General features: G+C 61.6%; 6 protein-coding genes and 1 pseudogene. All 7 read right to left on the reverse strand.

The genetic code is table 11. The annotated features are described in order from the left end of the window. Positions 1–864, reverse strand: a pseudogene (locus tag WLY71_RS29360) (autotransporter outer membrane beta-barrel domain-containing protein); the annotation flags it as partial. A gap of 203 nt (positions 865–1,067) precedes the next feature. Further along, entirely contained in the window at positions 1,068–1,868 is an 801-nt protein-coding gene (locus WLY71_RS29365) for an endonuclease/exonuclease/phosphatase family protein (protein ID WP_347806362.1), read from the reverse strand. A gap of 185 nt (positions 1,869–2,053) precedes the next feature. Further along, on the reverse strand, positions 2,054–2,812 hold the full coding sequence (locus tag WLY71_RS29370) for a PIG-L deacetylase family protein (protein ID WP_347806363.1): 759 nt from the start codon (positions 2,810–2,812) through the stop codon (positions 2,054–2,056). 120 nt (positions 2,813–2,932) lie between these two features. Then, positions 2,933–3,592: a glycosyltransferase family 2 protein gene (locus WLY71_RS29375; protein WP_347806364.1), complete on the reverse strand. Its 660-nt coding sequence runs from the start codon at positions 3,590–3,592 to the stop codon at positions 2,933–2,935. Beyond that, positions 3,589–4,188 carry an SAM-dependent methyltransferase gene (locus WLY71_RS29380; RefSeq protein WP_347806365.1) on the reverse strand — a complete coding sequence of 200 codons (600 nt, stop codon included), beginning with the start codon at positions 4,186–4,188 and terminating at the stop codon, positions 3,589–3,591. Before WLY71_RS29380 ends, WLY71_RS29375 begins: the two co-directional genes overlap by 4 nt. Continuing rightward, a complete protein-coding gene (locus WLY71_RS29385) occupies positions 4,185–4,943 on the reverse strand; it encodes a PIG-L deacetylase family protein (RefSeq protein ID WP_347806366.1) in 759 nt (252 codons plus the stop codon). Before WLY71_RS29385 ends, WLY71_RS29380 begins: the two co-directional genes overlap by 4 nt. Further along, a partial coding sequence (locus WLY71_RS29390; protein WP_347806367.1) for an acyl-CoA dehydrogenase family protein occupies positions 4,940–5,713 on the reverse strand: 774 nt, incomplete at its 5' end. The genes WLY71_RS29390 and WLY71_RS29385, both read right to left, overlap by 4 nt.

Raw genomic sequence — 5,713 nt, forward strand, 5'->3', positions numbered from 1 at the left:
GGTCAGCAGGTCTGTGCCGTTTCCACCGTCGATGCTCGGGGTGAGGGCGAGGGTGCTTTCGCTCAGATTGCGCAGGGTCACACGGTCGTTGCCTTCGGCCAACAGGATGGCCGAGCGGATGACACCGCCACCGTTCCACACCAACGTGTCATCGCCGGTACTGGCGCGGATCTCTCCCACGATTTCGCCGCCCGTCACGGTAATGCTGTCGTTGCCGCCGCTGACGCTGATGTTGCCGCCAATCCGTCCGCCAGAAACGGTAATGATATCGGTACCGAAACCGGTGACCAGATTGCCTTGGATCTGGCCGCCCGACAGGTCAAAGATATTGTTGTCGAGTTTCATGTCGACCCGGCCGATGGTCCCGTCTGTCATGCGGGCGACGTCACCATCCTCGAAGGCACCGACGATGGTGCCGCCGGTCATCAGGAACGTATCGCGATTGTCGCCTTGAGCGAGGGACTGATTAGTGCCGCCAGTCATCACAAAATCATCGATTCCATTGCCCTGGCTGACGGCTCCGGTAATCAACCCGCCTGTGATACGCAGGCGGTCGACGCCAGCGCCTTGGTCCAGTGCACCTTCGAGTGTGCCGGAGTTCATCTCGACGGTGTCGCTGCCCGCGCCGAACGTCACGTTGCCATTGATACGGCCAGTGCCGTTGGCGGGGAACGTCAGGCTGTTATTGCCCGACAGGTCGGTGAGTGCAGCGCTGGTGCCGCTGTCACAGGTGAATGCATCGTTTCCGGGCCCTGCGATCAAGGTGCAAGCGGCGGAAACGGGAGGGCTGACGCCTATCAGCAACGAAGTGGGTACAGCGAGTATCTGCGGCAATGCCTGCAGCAATCGGGCGTAACGATTCATGTTGTATCCCTACCGCATGTTTCGGGAAATCATCCTTGGATCGTTCGCCGGATCTTCAATCAAGCCATCAAGTGAAGTTCATAAACTGCGTGAGACCTGCATCCTAACGAGTTGAATCAACTGCTCCTTCAGCTGCTTAAGGTGTAGACGCGTTTTTCGCCCGTGGTGGTGTTGCTGACGAATGGTCTGTTGAAAAAAGTACTTCAGAGGTGTACTTCCACCGCCAACGGCAAGTGATCCGACAAATGCGTCCAGGGCTTGTGCCCCAGTATTCGCGGCTCATGACTGCTGGCATTGCGCAGATAAATCCGGTCCAGACGCAGCAGCGGAAAGCGTGCCGGATAGGTTTTTGCCGGGCGACCGTGGTGACGTTCGAAGGCTTCATGCAGATAGTCGCGTCGGGCGAGGGCGGTGTTACCTTGCAGCTGCCAGTCGTTGAAGTCGCCGGCGATAATCACCGGCGCATCGTCGGGTAACGATTCGAGTAGTAGGCAGAGGAGCTGGAGCTGTAGTTGGCGATGGCTTTCCAGCAGACTCAAGTGAACGCAGATCGCATGGACTTCAGTGTGCCCCGGCACATCCAGAACGCAATGCAGCAGGCCGCGGCGTTCGGGGCCGGTGATCGAGACGTCGAGGTTGCGGTGTTCGCGGATCGGGTATTTCGATAACAGGGCATTGCCGTGGTGACCGTTGGGGTAAACCGCGTTGCGACCGTAGGCGAAGTCGCTCCACATGCTGTCGGCCAGGAACTCGTATTGTGAGGTCTGTGGCCAATCGTTGTAGCGAGTGGAATGGCGGTCGTGTTCACCGACGACTTCCTGCAGAAACACCAGGTCCGCCGACGTACTGCGTACCGCTTCACGCAGTTCCGGGAGAATGAAACGTCGGTTGAATGCGGTAAAACCCTTGTGGGTGTTGACCGTCAGCACTCTCAGTCGATGAATCGCCAGAGGCGTGTTCAATGGAGATGATCCGACGGCCTGCCACTTGGAGTCACTGGTCACGTTCACTCCTCTGAATCAGGACTGCTTATGTATGCGACTGATACAGCGGCGGGCAGTTCAGTGGGATTTGCGGTAGGTCTTTGTGAAGCAAAAAGATCGCAGCCTCCGGCAGCTCCTACATTGTTCCGCGTACACCTGTAGGAGCTGCCGAAGGTTCGGGCCGCGTTCGGACGATCTTTTGATCTTCAGACGAAGACAATTTCGTAGGGCAACCGTATCCGTTCCAGAAGCACCGGGGGCAGCAGCGGGGCGAGGCCGATGGCCGGCTCGCCGTCGAGCTGGCTCGCGTAGGCGTGGGTGGCGTGGCTTTTGCGCGCGACGGTCCAGGTGTCCAGGCGCACCTTGCGCGCGCGATGCCACGGGATGAGCCCTCGATCACGCGTTGGCCAGTGCCAGGCCCAGACCGGTACTTCGTTGAACGCCGCCCCGACCATGGCAGCGGCCTTGACGCCAGCCCGGCCGACGGCGTCATGGTCGACAATGCCATCCTCGCGCCAGGTGCTGAACACCACATCCCCGGGGCGTAAATAACGGGCAATGAATTGAGTCATCTGAAATTCCCGTTCGGCCAGGGCGTTGTCGGTGAAGCCGCCACGAATCCATTTGAGGCTGTGCATCGGCAGCCCGAGCCGGCGCAAGGCTTCGAGGCTTTCCTGCGGGCGGAACACGCTCAAGCGTTTCTCCGACCACTGTTGCGAGCCCGGATGGCTGGCGCTGCCGTCGGTAATCGAGATTAACTGGAGCGGATGTCCCAGGGCGCTGAGCAACTGCAGCAGGCCGCCGCAGGTCACGACTTCATCGCCAGGGTGTGGGGCAATCACTACAGCGCGTGCGCCGGCGGGGACCAGGGTCTGAGTGCTGATGACAGGAATGTTGTCCAGTTGCGGGGCGCTGTTCCAGATTTGTACGGGTAGGCTGCTTTCACTGATGGAGACCGATTTCATGGCTACGTCCTTGTTCTCGTTGATAGCAATGTGCAGCGCTCCAAACCCTGGATTGCCGCGAGCAGAGTATTGCTCATGTCACGCTATTCGTCGCCTCGCTGTTCCATCCGGTACGTTTTTTTATCCGACCTGCAGCATGTCCCGCAGGAAATCGCCAAAGCCCCCTCGTGCGCGGCTGTCCAGTCGGGCACTGGTGAGCACCTGCGGACGTTGGCTCCAGGCGATAGTCGCCCCGCAGCGTTCGAGTTGCCGAACCAGTTGCACATCTTCGTCGCTGGCCAGCGGTTCGAAACCACCGGCACGCCGGTAAGCCTCGGCACTGATGCCCAGGTTGGCACCATGGATATGCCGATGATCTTCACGGGCCCGGTAATTCTGGTGATAGCGAATTTGCACCGACTCATCGAATGACGCGTGCCACGCATCCACCGTGACCGTGCCGCAGACAGCGTCGGCACCGAGGTCCAGTTGCGCCACCAGCCAGTCCTTGGCGACCCGGCTGTCGGCGTCGGAGCAGGAAATCCAGCGCACTCCCCGATCCAGTAGAAACCGTGCACCCGCGGCGCGCGCCTGGCCGACGTTACGCGCCTCGATCGCCAGGCTGTGCACGGGGTAACTGTCAACAATCTCTGAGGATCGGTCAGTGCAACTGTCGAGCACCACCAGCACCAGGACCGTTTCACCCTCCAGCCGTTCATGGCACGCGGCGCGCAGGGCGGCCCGTATGCACTGCTCGATCAACTCTTCTTCGTTATGCGCAGGGATCAAAATGCCAATCATCGCAAGCCCTCCAGCACGGCCACGGAGCGCGGCTCACGGCTCCAGAGTTCCAGCAGGAAATCGGCCTCCTGATGCAGGACCAGGCGCGGTAAGTGCAACTGTTCGTGAAGCAGGTCATGGACCTGTCGGGCGTTCAGCGGGCAGCCATCGATCGGTGGGCGCCAGTGGCAGGCCAGGAGCTGGCCGTCGGCGGTCAATGATCGGGCGGCGTGTTCGATCAGGCACTTGAGGTCTTCGGCATCCAGGTAATAGCCGACTTCGCTGAGCACGATCAGGTCAAACTGCTCGTTGGGCCAATCCCCCGGCAGACGGCTTTGGCGGACTTCGACATGGTCGAACAGACTCAGGCGAGTGCGAGCCAGCGCCACGGCGGCGGCTGCCGTATCGCAACACAACAGGCGATCGCAGCGAGTGGCCAGATCAGCGCTCAGTTCCCCGTTGGCGCAACCGGGTTCGAAGATTGCGCGGTAGTGCGGTCGGGGCAGCGCGGCCAGCGTTATGGCGCGTTTGCGCTGTTCGTACCAGCGCTGACGGAACGCCCAGGGATCGTCGTTGCCGGCGAACAAACCGTCGAAATAGCGATCCTCGACGCTCATACAAACACCACTTCAAACGGTTGCAGTAACCGGTCCAGCACATACGGTGCCAGCACCGGTGGCAAGCCGATTTTCGGGTCGCCCTCCAGTTGGCTGGCGAAGGCATGAATGGCGTGACGTTTGCGCGCCACCAGTGCCGGGGTCAACAGAATCTTTCGCGCCCGGTGCCAAGGCACGAAACTGTCTTCGGGGGTTGCCCAGTGCCAGGTCCAGACGGGCAGCTCATGCAGCGCAGCACCGACCCGTTTCGCCGCTTCGACACTGGCACGACCCACAGCCTCGTGATCGCAATGGCCGTCTTCACGCCACGTGGTAAAGACCACATCGTTGGGCCGCAGATGACGTTCGATGAACTCGCACAACTCGGCTTCCCGTGCCGCCACCTGACTGTCGGCGAAACCACCGCGCAGCCATTTCAGGCTGTGCAATGGCAGGCCGAGACGGCGCAAGGCCTGGGCCGATTCCTGCGGGCGGACCACGCTCAGGCGTTCCACCGGCCAGCGCTCGGAACCGGGATGGCTGGCACTGCCATCAGTGACTGAAATCAGTTGCAGCGGCCGGCCGGCCGCAGCGAGCAACTGCAGGAACCCGCCGCAACCCAGCACTTCGTCATCCGGATGGGGGGCGATGATCACGGCGCGCGAGCCTTCCGGCACCAGCGTCAGGATGTCGGTCACCGGTAATTGGGCCAGATGGCTAGAGGTTTGCCATAAATGCAGAGGCGTTCCCTGGCCGACAATAGGGTTGGTTCTCATAACATCCATGTCTCCGTCAGAACCTGTTGCCCAAGCGCGGCGAGATCCCGTTCGGCGTGGCTTTGGCGCAGGAATACCGGCAGGTCGGCGATCAGGCGGGCGAACTGCCGATCTCTGCAATAGGGGCCGGCGCCGAGGGCATGGCCGACGTGCAGCATGACCTGTTCGGCGGCGTGTTCCACCACCGCCCGGGCGCGCCGGGCCAGCAGTTCGGCGTCGTCCAGCGGAGCGGCGTCGATCATCAATGCGCTGACCCGCAATACCTCCGCGGCAGCATGCAGCGCACTGTCGACCGCGCCCAGGTGGGCGAGGGCGTGGGGTTCTTCATGTTGAGCGCAATGGCTGCGCAGGCGTTCGGCGATGCTCTGTGCCGCGCCGTACCAGCAAGCGGCAATGCCGATTCCGCCTTGCCAGAAGCCGGGACGTTGCAGGTAATCGCCAGGGTTGCCAATGGCTTGTGCTTCGGCACCTTCGAACAGCACCTCAACGCTGCCAGTGGCACCCATTCCGACGGCTTGCCAGCCCTGATCCGTAACGGTCACGCCGGGTTGGTCCAGCGCCACCGCAACCAATTGCTGCCGGTCGTGATGGTCCCATGCCGTGAGCAACGCGTGACTCAACACCGAAGCTCCTGAACACCAGGCCTTGCGCCCATTCAACACAACCATCTGACCTTGCGGCCTGACTTGCACGCGCGCTTGCGGTGGTTCTGCGGCCCACATGCCCCACGTGCTGGAAGGCGTCGGTGAACCGCCGAGTTGCTGGATGAT

Origin of the sequence: Pseudomonas rossensis, assembly GCF_039888995.1 — a bacterium.
Lineage (GTDB): Bacteria > Pseudomonadota > Gammaproteobacteria > Pseudomonadales > Pseudomonadaceae > Aquipseudomonas > Aquipseudomonas rossensis.